This window comes from Kitasatospora sp. HPM-01-4 (assembly GCF_051374625.1).
Classification (GTDB): domain Bacteria; phylum Actinomycetota; class Actinomycetes; order Streptomycetales; family Streptomycetaceae; genus Kitasatospora.
In genome coordinates, this window is sequence record NZ_JBPQGP010000005.1 from 5439003 (window position 1) to 5464703 (window position 25701).

22 protein-coding genes and 1 tRNA gene are annotated in these 25701 nt (G+C 71.4%); 20 read left to right on the top strand and 3 right to left on the bottom strand.

All coding sequences use genetic code 11. From position 1 onward, the window contains the following. Positions 1 to 301: 301 nt before the first annotated feature. Positions 302 to 1210 carry a trypsin-like serine peptidase gene (locus ACSMTC_RS23695; RefSeq protein ID WP_436561725.1) on the top strand — a complete coding sequence of 303 codons (909 nt, stop codon included), beginning with the start codon at positions 302 to 304 and terminating at the stop codon, positions 1208 to 1210. 28 nt (positions 1211 to 1238) lie between these two features. On the opposite strand, the gene ACSMTC_RS23700 is transcribed toward ACSMTC_RS23695, so the two are convergent. Further along, positions 1239 to 1814: a methyltransferase family protein gene (locus ACSMTC_RS23700; RefSeq protein ID WP_436561726.1), complete on the bottom strand. Its 576-nt coding sequence runs from the start codon at positions 1812 to 1814 to the stop codon at positions 1239 to 1241. 348 nt (positions 1815 to 2162) lie between these two features. Then, positions 2163 to 2234 (bottom strand) — tRNA-Arg (locus ACSMTC_RS23705). Between the two features lie 215 nt (positions 2235 to 2449). On the opposite strand from ACSMTC_RS23705, the gene ACSMTC_RS23710 reads away from it, so the two are divergent. The 13 genes from ACSMTC_RS23710 to ACSMTC_RS23770 all read left to right on the top strand — a co-directional run bounded on the left by ACSMTC_RS23710 (position 2450) and on the right by ACSMTC_RS23770 (position 17963). After that, a complete protein-coding gene (locus ACSMTC_RS23710) occupies positions 2450 to 2914 on the top strand; it encodes a response regulator (protein ID WP_436564789.1) in 465 nt (154 codons plus the stop codon). 91 nt (positions 2915 to 3005) lie between these two features. After that, the gene (argS, locus tag ACSMTC_RS23715) at positions 3006 to 4670 is read left to right on the top strand and encodes an arginine--tRNA ligase (RefSeq protein ID WP_436561727.1); all 1665 of its coding nucleotides are present in this window, start codon (positions 3006 to 3008) and stop codon (positions 4668 to 4670) included. A gap of 93 nt (positions 4671 to 4763) precedes the next feature. Then, positions 4764 to 6155, top strand: a complete 1392-nt coding sequence (lysA, locus tag ACSMTC_RS23720; RefSeq protein WP_436561728.1) for a diaminopimelate decarboxylase — start codon at positions 4764 to 4766, stop codon at positions 6153 to 6155. Between the two features lie 130 nt (positions 6156 to 6285). Beyond that, positions 6286 to 7578: a homoserine dehydrogenase gene (locus ACSMTC_RS23725; protein WP_436561729.1), complete on the top strand. Its 1293-nt coding sequence runs from the start codon at positions 6286 to 6288 to the stop codon at positions 7576 to 7578. Between the two features lie 7 nt (positions 7579 to 7585). Then, positions 7586 to 8665 carry a threonine synthase gene (gene thrC / locus ACSMTC_RS23730; RefSeq protein ID WP_436561730.1) on the top strand — a complete coding sequence of 360 codons (1080 nt, stop codon included), beginning with the start codon at positions 7586 to 7588 and terminating at the stop codon, positions 8663 to 8665. Between the two features lie 391 nt (positions 8666 to 9056). Further along, positions 9057 to 9974 carry a homoserine kinase gene (gene thrB / locus ACSMTC_RS23735; protein WP_436561731.1) on the top strand — a complete coding sequence of 306 codons (918 nt, stop codon included), beginning with the start codon at positions 9057 to 9059 and terminating at the stop codon, positions 9972 to 9974. A 617-nt stretch (positions 9975 to 10591) separates the two neighbouring features. Then, positions 10592 to 12655 (top strand): transcription termination factor Rho, encoded by a 2064-nt coding sequence (gene rho / locus ACSMTC_RS23740; protein ID WP_436561732.1) that lies wholly within the window; start codon positions 10592 to 10594, stop codon positions 12653 to 12655. A gap of 232 nt (positions 12656 to 12887) precedes the next feature. Further along, on the top strand, positions 12888 to 13907 hold the full coding sequence (locus ACSMTC_RS23745) for an LCP family protein (protein WP_436561733.1): 1020 nt from the start codon (positions 12888 to 12890) through the stop codon (positions 13905 to 13907). A gap of 216 nt (positions 13908 to 14123) precedes the next feature. Beyond that, positions 14124 to 14345 carry a 50S ribosomal protein L31 gene (gene rpmE / locus ACSMTC_RS23750; protein WP_344639450.1) on the top strand — a complete coding sequence of 74 codons (222 nt, stop codon included), beginning with the start codon at positions 14124 to 14126 and terminating at the stop codon, positions 14343 to 14345. Between the two features lie 139 nt (positions 14346 to 14484). Beyond that, the gene (gene prfA / locus ACSMTC_RS23755) at positions 14485 to 15561 is read left to right on the top strand and encodes a peptide chain release factor 1 (protein WP_436561734.1); all 1077 of its coding nucleotides are present in this window, start codon (positions 14485 to 14487) and stop codon (positions 15559 to 15561) included. 20 nt (positions 15562 to 15581) lie between these two features. After that, complete coding sequence (gene prmC, locus ACSMTC_RS23760) at positions 15582 to 16448, top strand: peptide chain release factor N(5)-glutamine methyltransferase (protein WP_436561735.1); 867 nt, start codon at positions 15582 to 15584, stop codon at positions 16446 to 16448. Positions 16449 to 16623: 175 nt separating this feature from the next. Then, positions 16624 to 17271: an L-threonylcarbamoyladenylate synthase gene (locus ACSMTC_RS23765; protein ID WP_436561736.1), complete on the top strand. Its 648-nt coding sequence runs from the start codon at positions 16624 to 16626 to the stop codon at positions 17269 to 17271. Between the two features lie 38 nt (positions 17272 to 17309). Then, positions 17310 to 17963, top strand: coding sequence for an arsenate reductase/protein-tyrosine-phosphatase family protein (locus ACSMTC_RS23770; RefSeq protein WP_436564790.1), 654 nt, complete (start codon positions 17310 to 17312; stop codon positions 17961 to 17963). A gap of 179 nt (positions 17964 to 18142) precedes the next feature. Here the strand turns inward: ACSMTC_RS23770 and ACSMTC_RS23775 are convergent, their stop codons facing one another. Then, positions 18143 to 19639 (bottom strand): alpha/beta hydrolase, encoded by a 1497-nt coding sequence (locus tag ACSMTC_RS23775; RefSeq protein ID WP_436561737.1) that lies wholly within the window; start codon positions 19637 to 19639, stop codon positions 18143 to 18145. A gap of 98 nt (positions 19640 to 19737) precedes the next feature. Between ACSMTC_RS23775 and ACSMTC_RS23780 the strand changes: the two genes are divergently transcribed. The 6 genes from ACSMTC_RS23780 (at position 19738) to atpE (ending at position 25670) form a co-directional block, all read left to right on the top strand. After that, a complete protein-coding gene (locus ACSMTC_RS23780; RefSeq protein ID WP_436561738.1) occupies positions 19738 to 20661 on the top strand; it encodes a helix-turn-helix domain-containing protein in 924 nt (307 codons plus the stop codon). A gap of 139 nt (positions 20662 to 20800) precedes the next feature. Further along, positions 20801 to 22060 carry a serine hydroxymethyltransferase gene (locus ACSMTC_RS23785; RefSeq protein WP_436561739.1) on the top strand — a complete coding sequence of 420 codons (1260 nt, stop codon included), beginning with the start codon at positions 20801 to 20803 and terminating at the stop codon, positions 22058 to 22060. Between the two features lie 173 nt (positions 22061 to 22233). Further along, entirely contained in the window at positions 22234 to 23535 is a 1302-nt protein-coding gene (locus ACSMTC_RS23790; protein WP_436561740.1) for an MraY family glycosyltransferase, read from the top strand. Between the two features lie 288 nt (positions 23536 to 23823). Further along, entirely contained in the window at positions 23824 to 24261 is a 438-nt protein-coding gene (locus tag ACSMTC_RS23795) for a Cg1360 family ATP-synthase-associated protein (RefSeq protein ID WP_436561741.1), read from the top strand. A 261-nt stretch (positions 24262 to 24522) separates the two neighbouring features. After that, positions 24523 to 25350 (top strand): F0F1 ATP synthase subunit A, encoded by an 828-nt coding sequence (gene atpB, locus ACSMTC_RS23800; RefSeq protein WP_436561742.1) that lies wholly within the window; start codon positions 24523 to 24525, stop codon positions 25348 to 25350. Positions 25351 to 25433: 83 nt separating this feature from the next. Continuing rightward, a complete protein-coding gene (gene atpE / locus ACSMTC_RS23805) occupies positions 25434 to 25670 on the top strand; it encodes an ATP synthase F0 subunit C (protein ID WP_436561743.1) in 237 nt (78 codons plus the stop codon). The last annotated feature ends 31 nt before the right edge of the window (positions 25671 to 25701 follow it).

Below are 25701 nucleotides of genomic sequence, written 5' to 3' on the forward strand. Positions count from 1 at the left end.
GTCGCGCGGCTCCCGCACCCGCGGAAGAGTCCGCCCGGGTGCACCCGTCGGCCATCGCCGAGAAGTCGAACTGATGTTGCGTCAATATTGTTGCCCGTCAACGGTCGCCGGAGGTTTCCGGCCCCGGACGGGCGGCGCCGGACCGGTGATTCTCACATCTTTCCCAGCATAGGATCACGGGATTTCCAGCTGATCACCGCATAGTCGGAACATACGCCGCAGAGCACCGGGCGCGTGGCAAACCGTATGCTGGGCAGGAGTGACCTACCTGATGAGCCGTCATCGAAGGACAGGCCGGCGCATGAACCGTCGCCCCGTGGCGATGACCACCCTCCTCATTCTCGGTACGGCCGCCGCCATAGCGGGCGCGACCACCATCACCAGCGAGACCACCGCCTTCGGCCACCACCTGGCGGGCGGTCTGAGCCACGCCACGGCCGGCCAGGCCTCCGCCGCCCCCGCGACCAGGACGCCGAGCGCGCAGGGTGCCCCCGACGAGTCCGCCGCCGCGGGACCGTCGTCCAGCGGCGTCCCCTCCGACCTGCCGTCCCTGAGTCCCGCCCCCGGGACCACCGCCGTCGCCCCCGTCACCGACGAGTCCTCCCGGGTCGGCGCGCTCTACAGCGGGTCGGCGCCCAGCGGCAACCACTTCTGCACCGCCAGCGTGCTGCACAGCGGCAGCAAGAACCTGCTGCTCACCGCGGCCCACTGCGCGTCCAACACCGACGACCTCTACTTCGCCCCCGGCTACCGCGACGGGCAGAGCCCGTACGGCACCTGGCAGGTCACCAAGCTCTACCAGACCACCGGCTGGACCCAGGACGGCAACCAGGACGAGGACTTCGCCATCCTCCAGGTGGCCCCGAGCAACGGCCGCGCCGTCGAGGACGTGGTCGGCGCCAACAACCTCGCCCTCAACGTGGACTTCGGTGCCAGGGTCCGCCTCTACGGCTACCCCGCCAACACCGAGGAGCCCATCCTCTGCACCAACGACACGACCAAGCAGAGCGACCACCAGCGCCGGATCGACTGCCCGTCCTTCCCCGGCGGCACCAGCGGCGGTCCGTGGATCGACACCGACACCAACAAGGTGATCGGCGTCATCGGCGGCTACCAGCAGGGCGGTGACACCGACGACGTCTCCTACAGCGCCACCTTCGAGAAGGTCATAGGGGACCTCTACCAGCAGGCCGTCGCCGACAACACCTGACGGCCGCCGGCCCCGCCGGTCCCCGGTGTCACCAGACGCCGGGGACCAGCCGCTTCGTCCGGGCCGCGTACGCCTCGTAGGCCTCGCCCAGGGCGGCGAACAGGACCCGTTCCTCCACCCGGATCCGGTATCCGACGGCGAGTGCGAGACAGAGCGCCACCAGCAGCCACGAAGCCGCGTTGCCGTAGGTGGCCGCCAGCGCCAGCGCGGCCAGCAGGGCACCGGTGTAGGCGGGGTGCCGCAGGTGGCGGTACGGCCCCCAGTCGACCACCCGGTGGCCCTCCTGGATGTGGACGGTGCCCCGGAAGTACCGGCCGAGCGTGTGGATCGACCACAGCCGCAGCGCCATCCCGGCCCAGGTGAGCACCAGCAGGGCCACCAGGGCGGCCCCGCCCACCGGGTACGACAGGGCGGGCAGCGCCCGTCCGACCGGCACGGCGAGCCCGAAGCCCGCGACGGTCAGCGCGGCGAACAGCAGCAGGCTCCGCCACTCGTTCTGCCTGGTCCGTCCGCTCCGCAGCCGCTGCCGCATCTGCAGCAGCCCCTCCGCGGTCACCCAGACCCACAACGTGTCGTTGAAGGCCGTACGCATCCAATCCGCCATGGCTGTCTCTCCCCGGGAACATGGTGGCCAACTGGCATGAGCTGCTTGGAAGGTCCCACCCGGGCGGGGTGGAGCGGCTCCACTCCGGGGTGGACTTTCCGGTGGAGCCGGGGAGCGGCGGGGGCGTGCCCACGGGGGTCCGGGATCTCGGCCCGAAGCATCTTCCTGGTCCCGCCGACGGCGCCACCCGTGCGTACGGGGCCCGGCGTCGTGGTCCGGGCGCGCCTCTGACGGTCCGAGGGGAGGGCACCGGGAGCGGTGGCGCGGGTTTTCGGGGCGCGACATGACGAAGGCCCAGGTCCGCGGAGTAACTCCGCCGCCTGGGCCTTGACCGCACTTCCTGCGAAGTGCCCCCGGTAGGATTCGAACCTACGCACCCGCCTCCGGAGGGCGGTGCTCTATCCCCTGAGCTACGGGGGCCTGCCTTGTGTCGCCGACTGCTTGCTGCGACGTGGAGAACACTACCAGGCTCACGGAGTGATCAGTGCACGGGTTCCGGAACGAGATCGCGAGGCGGGCGGCGGAGGCCGCCGGGGGGCCCGCGGGCGGCTCGGCGGCGGGGCAGTGGGCGGACCGGCGCAAGTCGGGGAAAGCGCGGACAGGCGGGCGGGGGCGTGGCTACCCTCGGTGAGGTGGTGTCCGCGACGTCCGGGCGGGTCCTCGTGGTGGACGACAGCGAGGTGATCCGCCGGCTGATCAGAGTCAACCTGGAGCTGGAGGGCTTCCAGGTGGTGACCGCCGCCGACGGGGCCGAGTGCCTGGAGGTGGTCCGCCGGGTGCGTCCGGACGTCGTGACGCTGGACGTGGTCATGCCCAGGCTGGACGGCCTGCGGACGGCGGCCCGGCTGCGGGCGTCCGCCGCGACCAGCCGGCTGCCGATCGCGATCGTCAGCGCCTGCACCCCGGCCGATCTGGCCAGGGGGGAGTCGGTGGGGGTGGACGGCTACCTCGGCAAGCCGTTCGATCCGGCGGACCTGGTGGCGCTGGTGTGGCGGCTGATGGCGCTGCGTGACTCCGGGGGGAGCGGCCAGCGCCGCTTCGCGTACGGCTTCGGCGACGGCTCCGGAGGGTTTCGCTCTCGGCGAACAGACCTCCCCTGAGTGACGGCCGGACGCCGACGGGTGCGGCACGGGCGCCCGGAAGGGTAAACCGGGTGCGGGCACACCGCCCCTCTCGCCTAGGCTTGGCGTCGTGACCCCCGCAGAGCTTTCCCAGGCAGTCCAGGCCGCAGTGAGCGCCGCCGTCGAGGCGGGCGAGCTGGCCGTCGCCGTGCCCGAGCACGTGACGGTCGAGCGGCCCAAGAACAGGGACCACGGCGACTACGCCACCAACGTGGCCCTCCAGCTCGCGAAGCCGGCCGGTAAGCCGCCGCGAGCCGTGGCCGAACTGGTGGCCGCCCGACTGCGCGAGGTCACCGGTATCGCGAAGGTCGACATCGCCGGCCCCGGCTTCCTGAACATCACCCTGGACGCCGCCTCCGCCGGCGAGCTGGCCCGGACCATCGTCGCGGCCGGCGAGGCGTACGGCCGCAACGAGGCGCTCAAGGGTCTGAAGATCAACCTGGAGTTCGTCTCGGCGAACCCGACCGGTCCGATCCACATCGGCGGCGTCCGCTGGGCGGCCGTCGGCGACTCGCTCGCCCGCATCCTCCGGGCCACCGGCGCCGACGTCACCACCGAGTACTACCTCAACGACGCGGGCGTGCAGATCTCCAAGTTCGCCGGCTCGCTGCAGGCCGCCGCCAACGGCCGCCCGGTTCCGGCCGACGGCTACGTCGGCGAGTACATCGTCGACATCGCCAAGGCGATCACCGACGCCGTTCCCGGCCTGCTCGACCTGCCCGAGGACGAGCAGCGATCAGTCTTCCGCGAGCAGGGCCTGGCGCTCATGGTCGCCGAGATCAAGCGCTCGATGGAGGAGTTCGGCACCCACTTCGACGTCTGGTTCTCGGAGAAGTCGCTGCACGACTCCGGCGCGGTCGAGAAGGCCATCGAGCGGCTGCGCGAGCAGGGCCACGTCTTCGACCGGGACGACGCGATCTGGCTGCGCACCACCGACTTCGGCGACGACAAGGACCGCGTCCTGATCAAGGCCGACGGCGACACCACCTACTTCGCCGCCGACGCCGCCTACTACCTGAGCAAGCGGGACCGCGGCAGCGAGGTCTCGGTCTACATGCTCGGCGCCGACCACCACGGTTACGTCAACCGGCTCAAGGCCATCGTGGCCTGCGCGGGCGACGACATGGACCGCAACATCGAGGTGAAGATCGGCCAGTTCGTGAAGATGCTTCGCGACGGCGAAGAGGTCCGGATGTCCAAGCGGGCCGGCAACATCATCACGATCGACGACGTGGTCGACTGGATCGGCGTGGACGCCGCCCGCTACACGCTGGCGCGTTCCTCCACCGACTCCACCATCACGCTGGACATCAACCTGCTGACCAGCCAGACCAGCGAGAACCCGGTCTTCTACATCCAGTACGCGCACACCCGGATGTGCGGCGTGCAGCGCAAGGCCGAGAGCATGGGCATCACCAAGGGCTCGGCCGAGGACTTCAAGCCGGAGCTGCTGAGCACCGAGTGGGAGTCCGAACTGCTGGGCGCCCTGGCCGACTTCCCGCGCATCCTGGCCACGGCCGGTGAGCTGCGCGAGCCGCACCGCGTCGCGCGGTACCTGGAGGAGGACGTGGCTCCGAAGTACCACCGGTTCTACGACCACTGCCAGATCCTGCCCAAGGGCGACGAGGAGGTCACGGACCTCACGCGCGCCCGTCTCTGGCTGGCCGACGCCACGCGCACGGTCGTCGCCAACGGTCTGGCCCTGCTCGGCGTGTCCGCGCCCGAGCGGATGTAGCCGGGGCCCCGCGCCGCCGGGGGGCGGTGACAGTCCGGCCGGACTGTCACCGCCCCCTTCCGCAAGTACCGAGTGCCAGGGAGAGAAGCCGAGATGAGCCGCTCCGCACACCCCGCAGGACCGCGTCACGGCGATGTGCTGACCGAGGGCCACCACCTGGCCCCGCCGAGCGATCCGAACGCCCTCGATCCCAAGGTGTGGTCCCGCACCGTCGGCCGCGACGCGGCGGGCGTGGTCACCGTCGGCGGGCTCGACGTCCGGTCGCTGGCGGCCGAGTTCGGCACCCCGGCGTACGTCATGGACGAGGCGGACTTCCGCGCCCGCGCCCGCGCGTGGCGGGAGGCCTTCGGCGACGACGCGGACGTGTACTACGCGGGCAAGGCGTTCCTCTCCAAGGCGGTGGTCCGCTGGCTGCACGAGGAGGGGCTGAACGTCGACGTGTGCAGCGGCGGCGAGCTGGCCGTCGCGCTGGCCGGCGGGATGCCGGGGGAGCGGATCGCGCTGCACGGCAACAACAAGTCGGTGGGCGAGCTGGAGCAGGCGGTCAAGGCGGGCGTCGGGCACATCGTGCTCGACTCGTACCAGGAGATCGAGCGGCTGGCCGCGGTCGCCGAGCGCCACGGGACCAGGCAGCCGGTGCTGATCCGGATCACCGTCGGAGTCGAGGCGCACACCCACGAGTTCATCGCCACCGCGCACGAGGACCAGAAGTTCGGCCTCTCACTGGCCGGGGGCGCGGCGGCCGAGGGCGTCCGCCGGGTGCTGGCGCAGCCGAGCCTCGAGCTGCGCGGCATCCACTCCCACATCGGTTCGCAGATCTTCGACACCGCCGGTTTCGAGGTGGCCGCCCGCCGGGTGGTCGGCCTGCTGGCCGAGATCCGCGACGAACACGGGATCGAGCTGCCGGAGATCGACCTCGGCGGCGGCCTGGGCATCGCGTACACCAGCGAGGACGACCCGCGCGAGCCGGCCGAGATCGCCGTCGCACTGACCGGGATCGTCCGCCGGGAGTGCGGGGCGGCCGGACTGGCGGTGCCCCGGCTGAGTGTGGAGCCGGGCCGCGCGATCGTCGGCCCGACCGCGTTCACGCTGTACGAGGTCGGCACGGTCAAGCCGCTGGAGGGCCTGCGCACCTACGTCAGTGTGGACGGCGGGATGTCGGACAACATCCGCACCGCGCTGTACGACGCCGAGTACTCCGTGGCCCTGGTCTCGCGCACCAGCGAGGCGGAGCCGATGCTGGTCAGAGTGGTGGGCAGGCACTGCGAGTCCGGTGACATCGTGGTGCGGGACGCCTTCCTGCCCGCCGACCTGGTGCCGGGCGACCTGCTCGCGGTGCCGGCCACCGGCGCGTACTGCCGTTCGATGGCCAGCAATTACAACCACACACTCAAGCCCCCCGTGGTGGCCGTCAGGGACGGTTCGGCCCGGGTGATCGTCCGCCGGGAGACGGAGGAGGATCTCCTGCGTCTTGATATCGGCTGACGAAATTCTTGTCTCAGATCATGGACTCCCCGTAGATCCCCGCGGGAAGTCCCCGAGACTGGTTATCGACCGTATGCCGCCGGGCACCAGGAAAACCCCGGCGGAGACCGAGAATGCAGAGCGGAGTCGGATGATGCGTACGCGCCCGCTGAAGGTGGCGTTGCTGGGCTGTGGTGTGGTGGGCTCCGAGGTGGCGCGCATCATGACGACGACGGCCGACGACCTCGCCGCGCGCATCGGTGCACCGGTCGAGCTCGCCGGCATCGCCGTCCGCCGCGCCGGGCGGGTCAGGCCCGGGGTGCCCGAGCACCTGATCACCACCGATGCCGAGGCCCTGGTCAACCGGGGCGACATCGACGTCGTCGTCGAGGTGGTCGGCGGCATCGAGCCGTCCAAGCACCTGATCCTGTCGGCGATCGGGAAGGGCGCCTCCGTCGTCAGCGCCAACAAGGCGCTGCTCGCCAAGGACGGTGCCGAGCTGCACGAGGCCGCGGCCGCGGCCGGCGTGGACCTCTACTACGAGGCCGCCGTGGCGGGCGCGATCCCGCTGATCCGCCCGCTGCGCGAGTCGCTCGCCGGTGACAAGGTCAACCGGGTGCTGGGCATCGTCAACGGCACCACCAACTTCATCCTCGACAAGATGGACTCCACCGGCGCCGGCTACTCCGAGGCGCTGGAGGAGGCCACTGCGCTCGGCTACGCCGAGGCCGACCCGACCGCCGACGTGGAGGGCTTCGACGCCGCCGCCAAGGCCGCCATCCTGGCCGGTATCGCCTTCCACACCCGGGTGACCGCCGCCGAGGTCTACCGCGAGGGCATCACCGAGGTCACCGCCGCCGACATCGCCTCGGCCAAGGCGATGGGCTGCGTGGTCAAGCTGCTGGCGATCTGCGAGCGCGCCGCCGACGGCGCCTCCGTCACCGCGCGCGTCCACCCGGCGATGATCCCGCTCAGCCACCCGCTGGCCTCCGTGCGCGAGGCGTACAACGCGGTCTTCGTCGAGGCGGAGGCGGCCGGGCGGCTGATGTTCTACGGCCCCGGCGCCGGCGGCTCGCCGACCGCCTCGGCGGTGCTCGGCGACCTGGTGGCGGTCTGCCGCAACAAGCTGAACGGCGCCACCGGACCGGGCGACTCGGTCTACACCAAGCTGCCGGCCAAGCCGATGGGCGAGGTCGTCACCCGCTACCACGTCAGCCTGGACGTGGACGACCGGGCGGGTGTGCTGGCCCAGGTGGCGTCGGTCTTCGCCGAGCACGGCGTCTCCATCGACACCGTGCGCCAGCAGGGCCGCGACGGCGACGCCTCGCTCGTCGTGGTGACCCACCGTGCCACCGACGCCGCGCTGTCGGCGACGGTGGACAAGCTGCGCGCGCTGGACAGCGTGCGCGACGTGGCCAGCATCATGCGGGTCGAAGGGGAGTGACGCAGAGATGAACGCAGCGACTGCCTACACCCACCAGTGGCGCGGCCTGATCGAGGAGTACCGCGACCGCCTGCCGGTGAGTGACACCACCCCCGTGGTCACCCTGCTGGAGGGCGGCACGCCCCTGGTCCCCGCCCAGGTGCTCTCCGAGCGCACCGGCTGCGAGGTCTACCTCAAGGTCGAGGGCGCCAACCCGACCGGGTCCTTCAAGGACCGCGGTATGACGATGGCCATCTCCAAGGCCAAGGAGGACGGCGCCCAGGCCGTCATCTGCGCCTCGACCGGCAACACCTCGGCCTCCGCCGCCGCGTACGCGGTGCGGGCGAGGATGGTCTCGGCGGTGCTGGTGCCGCAGGGCAAGATCGCGCTGGGCAAGATGGGCCAGGCCCTGGTGCACGGCGCGAAGATCCTCCAGGTCGACGGCAACTTCGACGACTGCCTCAGGCTGGCGCGCGACCTGTCCGAGAAGTACCCGGTGGCGCTGGTCAACTCGGTCAACCCGGTACGGATCGAGGGCCAGAAGACCGCCGCCTTCGAGATCGTGGACATGCTGGGCGACGCACCCGACATCCATGTCCTCCCGGTCGGCAACGCGGGCAACATCACCGCGTACTGGAAGGGTTACCGCGAGTACGCCGCGGACGGCCTCGCCGCGCGCAAGCCGCGCATGTGGGGCTTCCAGGCGGCCGGTTCGGCCCCGATCGTGGACGGCGCCCCGGTGCTGCACCCGCAGACCATCGCCACCGCGATCCGGATCGGCAACCCCGCCTCCTGGGACTACGCGCTGGCCGCCAGGGACGAGTCGGGCGGCCTCATCGACAAGGTGACCGACCGTCAGATCCTCTCCGCCTACCGGCTGCTGGCCTCCCAGGAGGGCGTCTTCGTGGAGCCCGCCTCGGCCGCCAGTGTGGCCGGTCTGCTGGCCAAGGCGGAGGCCGGACTGGTCGACAAGGGGCAGCGCATCGTCTGCACCGTCACCGGCAACGGTCTGAAGGACCCCGACTGGGCGGTGGCCGGTGCGCCGCAGCCGCAGGTCGTGCCGGTCGACCCGGAGGCGGCGGCCCGCCGCCTCGGGCTGCTGGACTGACCTGTTCCGCCCCGCACCGGGGTTGACGTCATGTCAGCGGTGGGCCGGCCCTTTCGGGGGCCGGCCCACTCGGCGTCTGCCGCGGTGGCTTTTGTGTCAATTGGCCGACTCTTTTCGACCCCTTTCCCGTGCACTTTCCGGCCAGAACAGGCAACACGGCAGATCGGGGCCTGTGGGGTGTACCGCTGTGGAACCTCTCTTCGATAGTCTGGACCCGGCGGGTCGCGCCCTGACGTGACCGCCCGCCCCGCCGGGGCTTGTCGCACAGACCCCGCCCGGGTACCCCCACCTAGTCGGCCCGAACGCAACCGGGCCGCACACCGACCGCCGCCTGGGGCGCACCGCACCCCACGTGGCAAGGCCCGAGTTTCCCCCAGGAGAGTCCGAGCACATGGCTGGTCCTGCGTTCCGTGCTGCCGCCGTCCGGGTCCGAGTCCCGGCCTCCAGCGCCAATCTCGGCCCCGGATTCGACGCCTTCGGACTCGCGCTGGGGCTCTATGACGACGTCGTGGTCCGGGTCGCCGAGTCCGGCCTGGCCGTGGACATCGCCGGTGAGGGCGCCGAGACGCTGCCGCGCACCGAGGACCACCTGCTGGTCCGCTCGATGCGGGCGGCCTTCGACCGGCTCGGCGGCCAGCCGCGCGGCCTCGAAGTGGTCTGCGCCAACCGGATACCGCACGGCCGCGGCCTGGGTTCCTCCTCCGCGGCTATCTGCGCCGGCATCATCGCGGCCCGCGCCGTCACCATCGGCGGCCCGTCCGTCCTGGACGATGACGCGACCCTGGCCCTCGCCACCGAGCTGGAGGGCCACCCGGACAATGTGGCGGCCTGCCTGCGCGGTGGGTTCACCATCGCCTGGACCGACGAGGAGCGGGCCAGCGCGATCCGGCTCGACCCGTCCGAGCAGGTGGTACCGGTCGTCTTCATCCCGTCCACCGAGGTGCTGACCGAGACGGCGCGCGGTCTGCTGCCCAGGACCGTCCCGCTCGCCGACGCCGCGGCCAACGCCGGACGCTCCGCGCTGCTGGTCGAGGCCCTCACCCGGCAGCCCGAGCTGCTGCTCGCCGCCACCGAGGACCGGTTGCACCAGGACTACCGCGCCGCCGCGATGCCGGACAGCGCCGCCCTGGTCGCCGCCCTGCGCGCCGAGGGCGTCCCGGCCGTCATCTCCGGCGCGGGACCGACGGTGCTCGCGCTCTCCGACGAGGCCGGCGCCGACAAGTTGACGGAGTTCGGAGGTTCGGCGTTCGCCGTCCACCGGCTCCAGCTGGACCGCGCGGGTGCCTCGGTACTGCCGCTCGGCCTGTGACGAGTTTTCCCCGTGTACCACGTTGAACGGCGCGAATGCGGCAATTCAATGGACACGGGGGCGCGATTCGTGGGAGGGACACGATTCGTGGAACAGACACGATTGACGAGATCAGGGCTGGGGAATGTGTCAGGGGGTCGGTAGTGTTAACCTCATTGCTGCACCAGATGCCCTCCGGGGCGCGGTGCGCCGCGTCCCGAGCCCGCCCCGGCACTGTGGAGCAGTCCGCAGTAGCAGGATCCGGAAGTACGGGACCACGATTCTCCGGGAGCCCGCCACAGCGCGTACGCAGCCTGCCTGCGCGATTGCGGCCGCATCCCGAAGCCGTGACGGCACCTGACCCGCTCTTCCGGCCTCGCCCCTAGTGGCACGGCCGGGCGGGGCCCGGGGTACCGCCGCGCGACGGGGGCCCGGGTATCGCAGGCAGCGAGGTCGGCAGGAGACCGACCCGCCGCGCACTTCGCACCACAGTGCACCGCACATCGCAGCTCTCCCCCGACCGGCTCCGCCATCCGGGGGATCACCGCCTCGGACCGACGCAGTCGAGCGTTGGTCAGGACAGCACAACCGGTCGCCGAGCCAGACAGGCCGACGTCCGCTCCAGGGAAGGACCCTTAGTGAGCGACACCACCGATCTGATGGGCGCGCGCCCGGACGCCGACGCGTCGGACGCAGCCGCCGCCCCCGCGGCTCCGGCGCGGCGCCGCCGTACCGCCGCCGCGGGCCTGGACGGCCTGGTCCTGGCCGAGCTGCAGAAGCTCGCCTCGACCCTCGGAATCAGCGGTACCGGACGCATGCGCAAGAGCCAGCTGATCGAGGCCATCAAGGAGAAGAGCGGCGGAGACCCGCTGCTCGCCGGTGCCGCGGCCGCCGCGCCGGCCAAGCGGGCCCCCAAGGCCGCTCCCGCCGCCGCGGCTCCGGCCGCCGAGGAGGCGAAGCCCGCGCGCCGTACCCGGGCCGCCGCCGCGACCGCCGAGCCGGTCGCGCAGATCGAGATCCCGGTCCAGGCCGCTCCCGAGACCGCCGTCGTCGCCGCGCCCGCGCGCGCCGAGCGGCCCCGTCGCCGGGCCACCTCGGCCGCGGGTGCGCCGGTCGCCGAGGCCGCCGCCGAGCCGGCCGTGGCCGTGGCCGCCGAGGCCAAGGCCGAGACCCGGCCCGAGGGCAAGCCCGCCGAGGGTCGCGGCTTCGACGGTGAGGGCCGCGCCGACGGCCGCCGTGAGCGCCGTGAGCGCCGTGAGCGCCGGGACACCGAGCGCGTGGAGGGCGGCGAGACCCAGACCGCGCAGGACGGCGACGGGCGCGAGTCGCGTCGCGAGCGCCGCAGCCGCCGGGACCGCCGCGAGGGCGGTCAGCAGCAGGGCCAGCAGACCGCGCAGGACGGCGGCCAGGGCCGCCAGCCGGCCGCTCAGCCGGCCGCGGGCGGCTTCGAGGACGACGAGTACGGCGACGGCCGCCGCGGCCGCCGTGGCCGCTACCGCGACCGCCGGGGCCGTGGCCGCCGCGAGGGCTTCGAGGGCGGCACCGTCGAGCCGCAGATCGGCGACGACGACGTCCTGATCCCGGTCGCGGGCATCCTGGACATCCTCGACAACTACGCCTTCGTGCGGACCTCCGGCTACCTGCCGGGCCAGAACGACGTCTACGTCTCGCTGGCCCAGGTCCGCAAGCACGGCCTGCGCAAGGGCGACGCCATCACCGGTGCCGTGCGCCAGCCGCGCGACGGCGAGCGCCGGGAGAAGTTCAACGCCATGGTGCGGCTGGACTCCGTCAACGGCATGGACCCGGAGAGCGGCCGGGGCCGCCCCGAGTTCGGCAAGCTGACGCCGCTCTACCCGCAGGAGCGCCTGCGTCTGGAGACCGACCCGGGTGTCCTGACCACCCGCATCATCGACCTGGTGTCGCCGATCGGTAAGGGTCAGCGTGGTCTGATCGTCGCCCCGCCGAAGACCGGCAAGACGATGATCATGCAGGCGATCGCCAACGCGATCACCCACAACAACCCCGAGTGCCACCTGATGGTCGTCCTGGTCGACGAGCGTCCGGAAGAGGTCACCGACATGCAGCGGTCGGTGAAGGGCGAGGTCATCTCCTCGACCTTCGACCGCCCGGCGGAGGACCACACCACCGTCGCCGAGCTCGCCATCGAGCGTGCCAAGCGCCTGGTGGAGCTGGGCCACGACGTGGTGATCCTGCTGGACTCGATCACCCGCCTGGGCCGCGCCTACAACCTGGCGGCGCCGGCCTCCGGCCGCATCCTGTCCGGTGGTGTCGACTCGACCGCGCTGTACCCGCCGAAGAAGTTCTTCGGTGCCGCGCGCAACATCGAGAACGGCGGCTCGCTGACCATCCTCGCCACCGCGCTGGTGGAGACCGGCTCCCGGGCCGACGAGGTGGTCTTCGAGGAGTTCAAGGGCACCGGCAACATGGAGCTCAAGCTCGACCGCAAGCTCTCGGACAAGCGCATCTTCCCGGCCGTCGACGTCGACGCGTCCTCCACCCGCAAGGAGGAGATCCTGCTGGGCAGCGAGGAGCTGGCCATCACCTGGAAGCTCCGCCGGGTGCTGCACGCGCTCGACTCGCAGCAGGCGATCGAGCTGCTGCTGGACAAGATGAAGCAGACCAAGAGCAACGCCGAATTCCTGATGCAGATCGCCAAGACCACGCCGGGCTCCGGCGACTGACGATCCGTTTGACCGCAGGCCCCGGACCGCACCGCGCGGTCCGGGGCCTGCGTGCGTCCGGAGGGCGGTTAAGAAAAGGACTTACGTTCCTCAGCTTCGCTTATGCTCGAAATGGCGTGAGGGTCTGAAAGACAGCCAGACACAGAAGCGGGGCGATATGGCCGACCATCGCAGGAATCGCGGGCGACGCGGTCGGGATCGCGGGCGGCGCCGTCGTTGGCTGCGGATCGCCGTGTTCGCGCTGGCCGGTGTGCTGGTACTCGGCGGCGCGGCCGCCGGATATGCGTACTGGAAGCTGAACCGCAACATCAAGAGCGTGGACATCAACGCCCAACTCGGCACCGGCAGGCCGCCCGCCGCCACCGACGGTTCGTTCAACGTACTGGTCCTGGGCTCGGATTCGCGCGGCGGCAGCAACGGCAACCTGGCCGGCGGGAACACCGACGGCACCGCGCGATCGGACACCGCGATGGTGGTGCACGTCAATCAGAACCACACCGCGGGCAGTGTGGTGAGCATTCCCCGGGACACTCTGGTGCCCCGTCCCGAATGCCTCAGCAGCAGTGGGAAAACCGTTCCCGCGGCGAAGAGCGTGATGTACAACTCCGCGTTCGAGACCGGTGGCCCGGCCTGTGCGGTGAAGACCACCGAGCAGCTCACCGGTATGCGGATGGACCATTTCGTGGAGATCGACTTCTCCGGTTTCGCGAATTTCATAGACGCGATCGGCGGAGTGGACGTGACCACGACGGTGAAAATCAAGGACAAGGACAGCGGCCTCGACCTGGCGGCCGGTCACCACCATCTGGGCGGCACCCAGGCGCTCGCCTTCGTCCGGACCCGGCACGGCGTCGGCGACGGCAGTGACCTGGGCCGGATCGAGCTGCAGAAGCAGATGGTGAAGTCGATCATGAAGCAGATCGGCGGCACCGGGCTGCTCTCCAGCCCGACCAGGCTCTGGTCGGTGGCCGACGGCCTCACCGGGAGCCTCACCACCGACTCCGACCTGGCCTCGGTCGACGCGCTGGTGGGCATGGCCGACACCCTCAGGAAGATCGGCCCGGACGACCTGACGATGGTCACCCTGCCCGTGGGCACCGCCCCCAGCGACCCGAACCGGGTGATACCGCGGCAGCCGCAGGCCGACCGGCTCTGGGAGGCGCTCAAGGCCGATCAGGCGGTACCGCGGTCCATAGTGGCCGACCAGCCCGCCAACCCGGCCGACTCGTCCCCGGGCGCGAAGACCGGCTGAGGCCGTCCGGCACGCGACGCCGCGGGCCCCGTCGCCGGTCGGTCCGGGTCCTCGCGGCGGCGGGGGAGCGGAACGGGAGGCCGGGCCCGGAATAACCGGGAGCGCGACCCGGTTTGGGAAGAAGCGGTCAGTCCTGGCAGACTGGTCCGTCGGTCCCGGTTCACGAGCAGCTCCCTGCTGCCGACCCGGTGCCCTCCCGAAAACTAGGAGAACCCCTTGAAGCCCAACGTTCACCCCGAGTACGTGGTCACCAAGGTGACCTGCACCTGTGGCAACGAGTTCACCACCCGGTCCACCGAGACCAGTGGCGAGATCCGCGCCGAGGTCTGCTCGCAGTGCCACCCGTTCTACACCGGCAAGCAGAAGATCCTCGACACCGGTGGCCGCGTGGCCCGCTTCGAGGCTCGCTTCGGCAAGCAGCACAGCGCGAAGGCCTAGCGCTCACTCGGCGCCGGTCTCCGGTGTCCCCGTACTCGGCGGGGGCGCGGGGACCGGCGCCGTTCGTGTCTCTCCCCCCGCAGCCGTCATCCGCGCGTCACCCACGGCGGCGCGTCTCTCACGGAAGTAGGCCCATCCCATGTTCGAGGCAGTCGAAGAGCTCCTCGTCGAGCACGCCGACCTCGAAAAGAGGCTGGCCGACCCGTCCGTCCACGCCGACCAGGGACAAGCCCGCAAGCTGGCCAAGCGCTACGCCGAGCTGACCCCGATCACCCGGACCTACCGCTCCTGGAAGCAGGCCGGGGAGGACATCGAGGCCGCCCGCGAACTCGCCGCCGAGGACTCGGACTTCCTGGCCGAGGTGAAGGACTCCGAGGCCCGCCGCGAGGAACTGACCGAGGAGCTGCGCCTGCTGCTGGTCCCGCGCGACCCCAACGACGACAAGGACGTCATTCTGGAGGTCAAGGCGGGCGAGGGCGGCGAGGAGTCCGCGCTGTTCGCCGGCGACCTGCTGCGGATGTACCTGCGGTTCGCCGAGCGGGTGGGCTGGAAGACCGAGATCATCGACTCCAACGAGTCCGACCTCGGCGGCTACAAGGACGTCTCGGTCGCGGTGAAGACCAAGGGCAACACCGAGCCGGGAGCCGGCGTCTGGGCCCGGCTGAAGTACGAGGGCGGCGTGCACCGCGTGCAGCGCGTGCCGGCCACCGAGTCGCAGGGCCGGATCCACACCTCGGCGGCGGGCGTGCTGGTCACCCCGGAGGCCGAGGAGGTCGAGGTCGAGATCCACGCCAACGACCTGCGCATCGACGTCTACCGCTCCTCGGGGCCCGGCGGCCAGTCCGTCAACACCACCGACTCGGCGGTCCGGATCACGCACCTGCCGACCGGTATCGTGGCCTCCTGCCAGAACGAGAAGAGCCAGCTGCAGAACAAGGAGCAGGCGATGCGCATCCTGCGGTCGCGCCTGCTGGCCGCCGCGCAGGAGGAGGCCGAGCGGGAGGCCTCCGACGCCCGCCGCAGCCAGGTCCGCACGGTGGACCGCTCGGAGCGGATCCGGACGTACAACTTCCCGGAGAACCGCATCTCGGACCACCGCACGGGCTTCAAGTCGTACAACCTGGACCAGGTCCTGGACGGCGACCTCAATGCGGTGATCCAGTCCTGTGTGGATGCCGACGCGGCGGCCAAGCTGGCCGCAGCCCAGGAGAACTGAGTACCTAAGGGGTCGGTCGGATGAACCTGCTGCTCGCCGAGGTGGCCCAGGCCACCCAGCGGTTGGCCGCGGCCGGTGTGCCGTCGCCGCGCTTCGACGCGGAGGAGCTCGCGGCGTACATCCACAACGTCAAGCGCAGCCAGCTGCACACAGTCAAGGACGCCGACTTCGACGCCCGGTACTGGGAGGCGATCTCGCGCCGGGAGGCGCGCGAGCCGCTGCAGCACATCACCGGGCGGGCGTTCTTCCGCTACCTGGAGCTGGAGGTCGGCCCCGGGGTGTTCGTACCCCGCCCGGAGACCGAGACGGTCGTCGAGTGGGCCATAAACGCCGTGCGCGACATGGACGTCGCCGAACCCCTCGTGGTCGACCTGTGCACCGGCTCCGGTGCGATCGCGCTGGCACTGGCGCAGGAGCTGCCGCGCTCCAGCGTGCACGCCTTCGAGATGGACGAGAAGGCGCTGGAGTACACCCGCCGCAACATCGCCGCCAGCTCCGACCGGGCCCGGGTGACCCTGCACGCCGGGGACGCCACCCGCGCCTTCGAGGACGACCGCTCCTGGGACGGCCGCTTCGACCTGGTGATCAGCAACCCGCCGTACATCCCCCTCACCGAGTGGGAGTACGTCGCCCCCGAGGCCCGCGACCACGACCCGGAGCTGGCCCTGTTCTCCGGCGAGGACGGGTTGGACACCATCCGCGGCATCGAGCGGGTCGCCGCCCGGCTGCTGCGGCCCGGCGGCGTGGTCGTCATCGAGCACGCCGACACCCAGGGCGGGCAGGTGCCCTGGATCTTCAACGAGGAGGGCGGCTGGACGGACGCGGCCGACCACCGGGACCTGAACAACCGGCCTCGCTTCACGACAGCCCGAAGGGCGTCGTTGTGAACGATCGAGCAGAGCACGACCGCCCGAAGGGCGTCGTTGTGAACCGTCGAGCAGAGCACGACAGCCCGAAGGGCGTCGCTGCGAACCGTCGAGCAGAGCACAACGGCCCGACCGGCGTCGCTGTGCCGCATGCCGTCCGGACTGACCTGAACCACTGTGGAAGGGGACCGTACCGATGAGCCGCCGATACGACTGTGCCGATGCCGGGGACCGCGCCACGGGCCTGCGCGAGGCCGCCTCGGCGATCCGCCGCGGCGAGCTGGTCGTGCTGCCCACGGACACCCTGTACGGCATCGGCGCCGACGCCTTCAGTCCGGAGGCGGTCGGCGGACTGCTGGCCGCCAAGGGCCGGGGCCGCAACATGCCCTCGCCGGTGCTGGTCGGCTCGCCGACCACCCTGCACGGTCTGGTCACCGACTTCTCCGAGCGGGCCTGGGAACTGGTGGACGCCTTCTGGCCGGGCGGCCTGACCCTGGTCGCCAAGCACCAGCCCTCGCTGCGCTGGGACCTCGGCGAGACCCGGGGCACCGTGGCGGTCCGGATGCCGCTGCACCCGGTCGCCATCGAGCTGCTCAACAACACCGGTCCGCTGGCCGTCTCCAGCGCCAACAAGAGCGGCAGCCCGGCCCCCGCCACCTGCGACGACGCCTTCGCCCAGCTCGGCGAGTCGGTCGCGGTCTACCTGGACGGCGGCACGGCCGAGCACGCCACCCCCTCCACCATCGTGGACGTCACGGGCAAGGTCCCGGTCCTGCTGCGGGCGGGCGCGGTCAGCGTCGAGCAGCTGAGGGAGGTCGTCCCGGACCTGGAGGCCGGCAGTTGACAGCGGCCTCGCTGCACGGCGCCGGCCCGGCCTCCGGCATACCCGAGTACCCCGGGTACCTCACCATCTCGCCCCGGCCGCTGGACACCTTCCGGATCCTGTTCGTCTGCACCGGCAACATCTGCCGGTCGCCGATCGCCGAGCGGCTGACCCGGCACGAGCTGGACGTCAGGCTGCGCGGGTCCGCCGCCGGCCGGATCGTGGTCGAGAGCGCCGGTACCTGGGGACACGAGGGCGCGCCGATGGAGGCCCACGCGGCGACGGTGCTGGACGAGTACGGCGCGGACAGCGCCGGCTTCGTCGGCCGTGAGCTGCTGGACGAGCACGTGGTCGAGGCCGACCTGGTGCTCACCGCGACCCTGGACCACCGGGCGCAGGTCATCTCGATGGGCCACACCGCCGGGCTGCGGACCTTCACGCTGAAGGAGTTCACCCGGCTGGTGCGGCGGATCGACCCGAGTACGCTGCCGGACCCGCGGAAGGGAGCGGACGTCACCCAGCGGGCGCGGGCGCTGGTGCGCTCGGCGGCCGCGCTGCGGGGATGGCTGCTGGCCGCCTCGCCGGAGGCGGACGAGGTGCACGACCCCTACGGCGCGCCGATCGGGATGTTCCGCAACTGCGGTGAGGAGATATTCGACGCCCTCGAACCCGTGGTCACCGCCCTCACCGGGGTACCCGGACACGCGGCCTGAGCCGCGGGGCGCTCACCGGCGGCAGGACGCCGCCCGGCACGGCCGACCCACCCCGGGCCGGGGAGCGCCATCGCCCCGCGGCCCGTACCGGCGCTCCTGGCGCCGCGTCCCCGGGCGGTACCCGGGGACGGTACCCGCGCCCCCGAGCCGTCCCCCGACCGGCTCGGGAACGGCGGGACTCAGCCGCGCAGGTGCCCCAGTACCGACCGCATCGCGTGCTCCACGGCGGCGCGCGCCTCCTCGGTGTGGTCGGTCGTCTCGAAACCGTGGTGGCCGAGCGGCACGTCGATCACCTCGACATCGGCCCCGCAGTCCTTGGCGGCGGTCAGGAACTCCTCGGCCGTCGCCGCGATCTCCGGGATATCCAGTTCCACCCGGGTCAGCACGATCGGCAGCCCGCCCGCGGAGGGCAGTGCGGCCACCGGACGGAACCTGGACTCCCCGAGCCCCCAGGCCGGCATCGGCGCGAGCATGGCGTAGGTGGCCGCCACGCAGCGCAGCCACGACGGCGGCGCGGCCAACCAGTCCGCGGAGAGCAGTCCGCCCGCGGAGAAGAACCACAGGGCGACGCGCTCCGCGTCGACGCGCGGATCGGCCCGGATCAGCTCGACCGCCGCCGCGAGGTCCTCGGCGGACTGCTCGTAGCAGCCGACATCGCGCAGCCGGTGGTCCAGCGTCACGCCGACCACTCCCAGCTCCGCCGCGTACCGGCCGTAGCCCACGAAGGACGCCCAGTCCCGTGGCCTGGGCCGCATCTCGGCGGGAACGGGGCCGCCGTGGACGAACACCACCGCCGGCCGGGGGCCGTCGGCGTCGGGCAGGTAGAGATCGACGTGTTCCACCCGCTCGCGGGGCCGCTCCGGCAGGTCCAGCAGGAAGCGCCGGTGCTCCTCGGGCTGCCGCTCGGCCACGGTCAGCCGGTGCCCTTCGCCCGCGGCGGCCCGGAGCAGTACCCCGGCCAGCTCCTCGGGGCAGGAGAGCATCGGCCAGTGCCCGGTCGCCAGCTCGAAGAAGCCCACCCGGGGGTCGGTGAGCGGCTGGAAGCGCGGGTCCCCCATGCGCACCACGGTCTCGACCATGGCGATGCTCAGCCCGTTGGCGGTGCACAGGATGCCGGACGTCGGGATCCCGGAGACCGCCCCCGACAGCCGCAGCGGCTGGGTGAACGTGCCCAGCGGCTGCGGTGCGGCACCCTCGGCCAGCCGTGCCAGGGAATCCGCGGGGACGCCTTCGGTGCTGCCCAGGGACGGCCAGTCGTCGAGCGACGGCGGGACGATCCGCCAGCCGTCCTCGGCGCCCCGTACCAGCCGGTCACGGACCGCCGGGTCGGGCAGCAGGTCGAGGACCGACTCGCCGTCCAGGACCAGGCCCGCGTCCAGGTGGACGATCCGGGAGACCCGGTCCGGGCGCCGGTCGGCGGCGCCCAGCACCGGGTGGATGCCGTAGTCGTGGCCGACGATCACCACCTGGCCCGAGTCCACCCGGTCGATCAGCCGCACCAGGTCCTCGATGTGCGTCTCCAGGTTCGTGCCGGGACCCGCCAGATCTCGGCGGTCGCCCATGCCGGTGAGCGTCGCGGGGTGCACCTCGGCCCCCGACTCCCGCAGCCGGTCGGCCACCTCCTGCCAGATCCGGCCGTCGGTGAAGGGGCCCGACACCAGTACGAACGCCGTCATGATCTCCTCCTCGCACGTCTGTGTTCCGCACGGTCGGCCCCGAAGGCCGTCCGCGCTCCCCGGTACCGTAGGAACTCCCCCTGAGGGAGGTTCAAGCCTTGTCCGATGACCGCACGTTGAGCATCGGGGAGCTCGCCGAGCGCGCGAGCGTCACCGTCAAGACCGTCCGCTTCTACTCCGACCGCGGTCTGCTGCCCGAGGCCGGCCGCAGCACCGGGGGCCACCGCCGGTACGCACCCGAGGCGCTCGACCGGCTCCGTCTGATCCGTTCGCTGCGCACCCTCGACCTGCCGGTCCCCGAGGTGGGCCGGGTCCTGGACCAGGAGGACGCGCTGGAGGACGTCATCGCGGGGCGGCTGCGGGAGCTCGGCTCGCAGCTGGCCGCCCTGCGCTGGCGGGAGGCCGCCCTCCAACTGCTCAGGGACTGCGACCCCGGGGAACGCGCCGACCGGCTGCGTCTGATCGGCGCGGTGACCACCCCGCCCAGCACGGCCGCCCTGGCCCGCTTCTGGCGCCAGGTGCTGCCCCCGCGGCTCCCGGCCCGGCTGAGGTCCGCGATCGTCGAGGCGGCGGTTCCGCAGCCCCCCGCGGACCCGACCCCGGCCCAGGTACTGGCCTTCGCCCGGCTGCACGCCCTCGCCTCGGAGGCCGGCCGCTCCGGCGGGCACTGCCGGCCGGAGGGCCGCTGCTTCGGCAAGGAGTTCCAGATGGCGGCGCTCTACGACGGCCTCGCCGAGGCGTACGCGCTGGCCGCCCCGGACCTGCGGACGCGGCGGCAGCCGTACCAGGGCGACGCGCTCGACTGCTTCGTCGCCGCCCACGCCCGCTCCCAGGGCAAGCAGGACACCCCGGTCTTCCGCAGCCGGCTCAGCGGCGTGCTGGCCCAGGCCGCGGATCCCGTCATCGACCGCTACTGGCAGCTCGCCGCCGAGGTGTCCGCCGCACCTGAACCGACCCTCGGCGCGGCCGACGACTGGCTCCGCGCCGCCCTGGACACCCAGCCCGCCGGTCAGGCCGACTGACCCGGGCGACTCCCGGGCGCGCCGTCCGGTCCACCGGACAGCCCTGCGAAGCCGCGCGCCCCTCCGCGTCGGCGGGCCGGAAGAGGAGGCCCGTCCTACGCTGGAGGAGATCCGCCCGCCGCTGCCCGGGAGTCCCGCCATGACCGTCGCCGATGCCGCACAGGTGCACTGGGAGGCCGCAGCGGCCCTGCGGCAGGCCGACCCCCAGCTGGCCGATCTGCTGGCCGCCGAGGCCGCCCGCCGGGCCGAGAGCCTGCAGCTGCTGGCGGGGGAGAACGTCACCAGTCCGGCGGTGCTGTCGGCGCTGGGCGGGCCGCTGATCGACAAGTACGCCGAGGGCTACCCGGGGCGGCGGCACCATGCGGGCTGCGCGCTGGCGGACGCCGCCGAGCTGCTGGCGATCGACCGGGCCAGCCGGCTGTTCGGTGCCGAGCACGCCAACGTCCAGCCCAGATCGGGCACTTCGGCGATGCTCGCGGCTTACGCGGCGCTGCTGCGGCCCGGCGACACGGTGCTGGCGATGTCCCTGCAGCACGGCGGGCACCTCAGCTGCGGGTCACGGGCGAACTTCTCCGGCCGGTGGTTCGAGTTCGTCGGTTACGGGGTGCGCGAGGACGACCAGCTGATCGATCTCGACCAGGTGCGCGAGCTGGCGAGGCTGCACCGGCCGAAAGCCGTCATCGCGGGCGGGATCTCCTATCCCCGGCATGTGGACTGGGCCGAATTCCGGAAGATCGCAGACGAAGTGGACGCCTATCTGATCGCCTCCGTCGCGCAGATCACCGGGCTGATCGCCGGGGGACTGGCGCCCTCGCCGGTGCCGTACGCGGACGTGACCGTCGCCGCCACGCACAAGCTGCTGCGCGGCCCGCGCGGCGGACTGCTGCTCTGCTCGGCCGAGCTGGCCGAGCGGGTGGACCGGGCGGTGTTCCCGTTCAGCCAGGGCGGCGCGGCGATGAACGAGGTGGCGGGCAAGGCGGTGGCCCTCGCCGAGGCGGCGACCCCGGCGTTCGCCGGGTACCTGCACCGGGCGGTGGACGGCGCCCGCGCCCTGGCCCGGGCGCTGGCGGACGCCGGTGCCCGGCTGCAGACCGGCGGCACCGACACCCACCTGGTGACCGCCGACGTCAGCCCGCTCGGGCTGACCGGCCGGGAGGCGGAGCAGCGCTGTGCGGCGGCCGGACTGATGCTGGGCAAGTGCGCGCTGCCGTACGACCAGGCGCCCGCGGCCGAGGGCTCGGGCATCCGGCTCGGCACCGGCGCGCTGGCCGCCCAGGGGCTGGGGCAGGAGGAGTTCGCCGAGGTCGGGGCGCTGATCGGGCGGCTGCTGACCGACGGCCCCGACCCGGCGATCGGGCCGCGGGTGCGGGAGCTGGCGGCGGCCTTCGGGCTGCGCTGAGCACTGCCCGGGGCGGCCCGGCGGCCGGGAAATCGGGGGTAAGGCGAACCGCGGTGCGCAAGCGCTCGTCCGACTCAATAAGGTGTGCACCGTGGCGTCGCACCTCGAACCCCTGACAAGCACGGGAGTACCTTCGGTACTCGACCGTCGGACCGTCGCGCTGGAGGCCAGTGGTGCGTGAGTATCTGCTGGTGCTGTTCGTCACCGCGGCCGTCACCTACCTGCTGACCGGTCCGGTGCGGAAGTTCGCCATCGTCGCGGGCGCGATGCCGGCGGTCCGTGAACGCGACGTGCACCGGGAGCCGACGCCCAGGCTCGGCGGGATCGCGATGTTCGGCGGTCTGTGCGCCGGACTGCTGGTCGCCTCGCAACTGACCAACCTGGGGCACCTGTTCATCCAGACCGCCGATGTGCGGGCACTGCTCTCCGGCGCCGGGATCATGTGGATCCTGGGTGTGCTGGACGACAAGTGGGGCGTGGACGCCCTGGTGAAGCTCGGCGGTCAGATGATCGCGGGCGGTGTCATGGTCTGGCAGGGCGTGACCGTGATCTCGATCCCGGTCCCCGGCTTCGGCACGGTGTCGGTCACCCCGACCATGGGGATGATCATCTCGGTGACCCTGGTCGTCGTCATGGTGAACGCGGTGAACTTCATCGACGGCCTGGACGGCCTGGCGGCCGGCATGGTCTGCATCGCCGGAACCGCGTTCTTCCTGTACTCCTACCGGCTCTGGTACGGCTACGGCATCAACGACGCCGCCCCCGCCGTTCTGTTCAGCGCGGTGCTGATCGGGATGTGCCTGGGCTTCCTGCCGCACAACCTGCACCCGGCGCGGATCTTCATGGGCGACTCCGGCTCGATGATGCTCGGCCTGATGCTCGCCGTCGCCGCTATTTCCATCACCGGTCGTGTCGACCCCGATCTGATCACCGACCAGACCGGTTCGCAGACCACCACCGTGCACGAACTGGTGCCGATCTACATTCCGCTGCTGCTGCCGCTGACCGTGATCGCGCTGCCGCTGGCCGACCTGCTGCTCGCCGTGGTGCGCCGCACCTGGGCCGGCAAGTCGCCGTTCGCCGCCGACAAGCAGCACCTGCACCACCGCCTGCTGGAGGTCGGCCACTCGCACAGCCGGGCCGTTCTGATCATGTACTTCTGGGCCGCGCTGATCGCCTTCGGTACCGTGGCCTTCTCCTCGATGCCGGGGGCCGGCCGGGCGCTGGTGCTGAGCGTCGCCGGGCTCTGCCTGGTCGGCATCGTGGTGCTGCTGATGCCGCGCTTCCGCCCGCACGCGCCGCGCGCGGTACAGGCGTTCGTCCCGCCGCGGTACCGAAAGGCCGCGGGCGACCGGGCCAGGGCCGCCGCCGAGCTGCCGGCGATGGCGGAGCTGTCCGCCGAGGACCAGGAGCTGCTCGGCCGGATCGGCACCGGGGCCACCGCGGTCGGCAGCCGTGGTGACCGGAAGAGCTGACGCTGCGTCAACTGCACTTCACCCGTTGGACGGTAATCGCTGAGCCGCCAGTGTGACAGGGGCCACACCTTCATGGTAAAGCTCTAATCAAATAGTTTGTGATACGGTTCACGAGTACCGAGAACACGCCGAAAGATCTGACAGGTGTAGGACTTCCGTCCCTGGTCGGTCTCCCTCGACGGTCCGCTGTCGAGTGGCCGGACTCCGGCGGACGTTCTCGGAGCGGTGTCGCCACCGCGTACTCTGTGCCCGTCCCCGTTTCACCGACATGCCGCCGGAGCTGCCGACATGCCGTCCCACGACGCCCGGATTCCTCTCCGTGGCGCCGCAATCCCCACTGCGGCCGCCGGAGTTGTCGCCCTTGCGATCTCCACCGCGCTGGTGGGCACCAAGGGGCTGATCGGTGCGCTTCTCGCAACTGTCCTGGTACTGGCCTTCTTTGCCTCCGGACAGATCGCCCTGGACCGACTGACCAGGAACAACCCGCAGATGCTGATGGCCGGCGGCCTGCTCGTCTACACGACGCAGATCCTGCTGGTGGGCATCGTGCTCGCGGTGTTCAAGAACACCACCCTCTTCGACACCAAGGCCTTCGGCTTCAGCCTGCTCGGCTGCGCCCTGATCTGGACGGGCTTCCAGGTGCGCGGTGCGATGAAGGCCAAGATCTACTACGTGCAGACCGACTCCGACGAGAAGCAGAACGCGCTGTCGGGGCGTCAACAGTGACCGGACCAGGCTGTCCCCCGAGCGAGGGGGGCGGTGTTTATGCGGTACTGACGGGCTGCTATCGTCCGTCGCAACAGCGGAGTGCGGGATGCGGCCAGGTCCCTCCGGTAGTCGGACGGATCGCCCCCCGGACTCGTGAAGTCTTCGAAGGCCCCGCAGCGTCAAGCGCAGCGCCGGGCCGGCGAGAAACCCAACTAGTTCCAGTGCCGTTCCGTGGCCCGAGGCCACGCCGACACACCGAGGTTGCCGTAACCATGCGTCATGACGAAGGAGTCTGTGGTGGGTGCTGACGTACAGCTCGCCTCTGAGGCCGGATGCCACCTGTTCTCCGGTTGCGGCTTCCCCGCCCCTGGCCTGAACGAGTTCGACTTCAAGCCGATCTTCTCGGTCGGCGGTGTCGACTTCAACAAGCCGATGCTGCTCTCGATCGTTGCCGCCCTGCTGGTGGTCGGCTTCTTCTGGGCGGCCTTCGCCAAGCCGAAGCTGGTCCCGGGCAAGCTGCAGCTGGTCGGTGAGATCGGCTACGACTTCGTCAAGCGCAGCATCGTGCTGGAGACGATCGGCAAGAAGGGCGAGAAGTATGTCCCGATGCTGGTCTCGATGTTCTTCTTCGTCTGGTTCATGAACATCATGTCGATCATCCCGTTCGCACAGTTCCCTGTGACGGCGGCGATCGCGTTCCCGGCGGGCCTGGCGGCCATCGTCTGGATCACCTACATGACGCTGACCTTCAAGAAGCACGGCTTCGTCGGCGGTCTGAAGAACCTCTGCTGGCCGTCGGGCATCCCCGGCTGGGTCATGTTCATCCTGGTGCCGATCGAGTTCTTCTCGAACATCTTCGTGCGCCCCTTCACGCTCGCGGTCCGAGCCTTCGCGAACATGTTCGCCGGTCACCTGCTGATCGTGATGTTCTCCATCGCCTCCTGGTACCTGCTCAGCCCGAGCCTCGGCGCGCTCTACGGCAGCGCCTCCTTCGTGGTGGCCATCGGCCTCACCGCTTTCGAGCTGCTGGTCCAGTTCCTGCAGGCCTACATCTTCGTGATGCTGGCCAGCAGCTACATCGCCGGTGCCCTGGAAGAAGCGCACTGAGCCCGCTGTAGCGCTCGCCCCACCCCACGTACGCCCGGTGGCCAACCACCACCGGTTCTTCACCCCGCAAAGGACAAGCTGAAATGGCTGCACAGCTCGCTGAGGTCGTCGGTTCCATCGCCTCCGTCGGTTACGGTCTCGCCGCGATCGGCCCCGGCATCGGCGTTGGTCTGATCTTCGGTAACGGTGTCCAGGCCATGGCCCGTCAGCCCGAGGCCGCCGGCCTGATCCGCTCCAACATGTTCATCGGCTTCGCGCTGACCGAGGCGCTCGCCCTCATCGGCATCGTCATGCCGTTCGTCTTCGGCACCGGCAAGTAATTCCGGCCGTAGACCCTTTTCGAGGAAGGTC